Source organism: Ilyobacter sp. (assembly GCF_041583315.1).
GTDB lineage: Bacteria > Fusobacteriota > Fusobacteriia > Fusobacteriales > Fusobacteriaceae > Ilyobacter.
Window position 1 is genome coordinate 1 of the sequence record NZ_JBFHGC010000563.1, and the last position, 1,818, is coordinate 1,818.

Sequence of the window (1,818 nt, forward strand, 5' to 3'; positions counted from 1 at the left end):
CCTATACCCTTTATATCTTTGCTAGAGAGCCACTCTGCAGCCTCTTTGGTCATGACAGGGAAACAACTATAATACTTTTCCTCACTCCAGTATCTCCCCCATCCAGTATTTATAAGGATAAATTCACTTTTTTCTATCTCTTCTTCATATTTAACGAGAAGATCTATGTCTATATCACTTTTACCTCTAGCGTCAACCACTACACCTTTTCCTAAAAATTTATCTGCAGAAAAATCATCAAGTCCCTTTCCCCCAGGTATAATATGCCTTGGTGCATCCATATGAGTACCAGTGTGAGAATAAATAGTTATCTTTTTCTCCTCAAACCCGTCCTTTTCCAATACCCCTATACTTTCAAATTTTGGACTTTCTGATCCTGGAAACATAGGCATATCACCTGTAATTTTATGTGTTAGATCTATTACTTTCATCTTTCCACCTTCCTCTTCATGGATATTTTTATGATAAAAGGGCACAGAAAATTCTGCACCCTTAATATTTATCCTCCGTAAAGCTCTGCCAGTCTTTCCTGCACAGCTTCATCCTGAATATAGTCATCATATTCCATTAATTTATCAAGTATTCCGTTAGGAGTGATCTCAATTATTCTGTTTGCCACAGTCTGTATGAACTCATGGTCATGAGCGGCGAAAATAATTGTCTCGTCAAATTTTACAAGTGCTTTATTTAAAGATGTTATTGATTCAAGATCCAAGTGATCTGTAGGATTATCAAATAAAAGTACGTTAGATCCTGTAAGCATCATTTTAGAAAGCATACATCTTACTTTCTCTCCTCCAGAAAGAACTTTTACTTTTTTGAAAGATTCTTCTCCTGAGAAGAGCATTCTTCCTAAGAATCCTCTTACAAAAGAATCATGCTGGTCTGGAGAATACTGTCTCAGCCAGTCAATTAATTCAAGATCAGAACCTTCAAAGAATTCTGAGTTATCTCTAGGCATATAGGCCTGAGTAGTGGTAACTCCCCATGTTATAGTCCCGCTATCCGCTTCTATTTCTCCTGCCAGTATAGAAAGAAGTGTGGTTTTTACTATATCATTTTTAGACAATAGAATAACCTTGTCCTTAGGATTAATAGTAAAAGTCACGTTATCCAATACTTTTACTCCGTCAATAGTTTTAGTAAGATTTTCTACCTTCAGGATGTTGTTTCCAGATTCTCTCTCTGCCCTAAACTCTATAAACGGATACTTTCTGTTGGAAACCTGCATATCCTCTAACTGAAGATTTTCAAGCTGTTTCTTTCTGGAAGTTGCCTGTTTTGATTTAGAAGCGTTGGCACTGAATCTGGCGATGAATTCTTTCAGTTCGGCTCTCTTCTGCTCAAGTTTTTTATTTTTATTGTTTATAAGTGTAACCATAAGCTGATTTGATTCATACCAGAAGTCATAGTTACCTACATACATTTTTACCTTACCGTAATCTACGTCTGCGATATGAGTACACACTTTGTTTAAAAAGTGTCTGTCGTGGGATATTACAATAACAGTTGTATTTTCAAGACTCATCAGGAAGTTTTCAAGCCACGAAATCGCCATGATATCAAGTCCGTTTGTAGGCTCGTCAAGTAGCAGTACATCTGGGTCTCCGAATATAGCCTGAGCCAGGAGAACTTTTACTTTTTCTCCCTCTGTGAGTTCCTTCATCAGTTTAGAATAAAGGTCTGCCCCTATACCAAGTCCCATAAGAATTTTCTCTGCATTTGTCTCTGCTGACCATCCGTCTAACTCTTCTATTCTATCAGTTAGCTCTCCTGCCCTAGCATAGTCCTCGTCTGTTGCATCGGGTTTTGAGTATA

The 1,818-nt window shown here is 37.4% G+C and carries 2 protein-coding genes; both read right to left on the reverse strand.

Annotated features, from left to right (window positions below):
• Nucleotides 1-431: cyclase family protein (locus ABZA26_RS14235; protein ID WP_372715152.1), on the reverse strand; the 431-nt coding region annotated here is incomplete at its 3' end.
• A 68-nt stretch (nt 432-499) separates the two neighbouring features.
• The coding region (locus ABZA26_RS14240) for an ABC-F family ATP-binding cassette domain-containing protein (RefSeq protein WP_372715153.1) at nt 500-1,818 on the reverse strand (1,319 nt) is incomplete at its 5' end.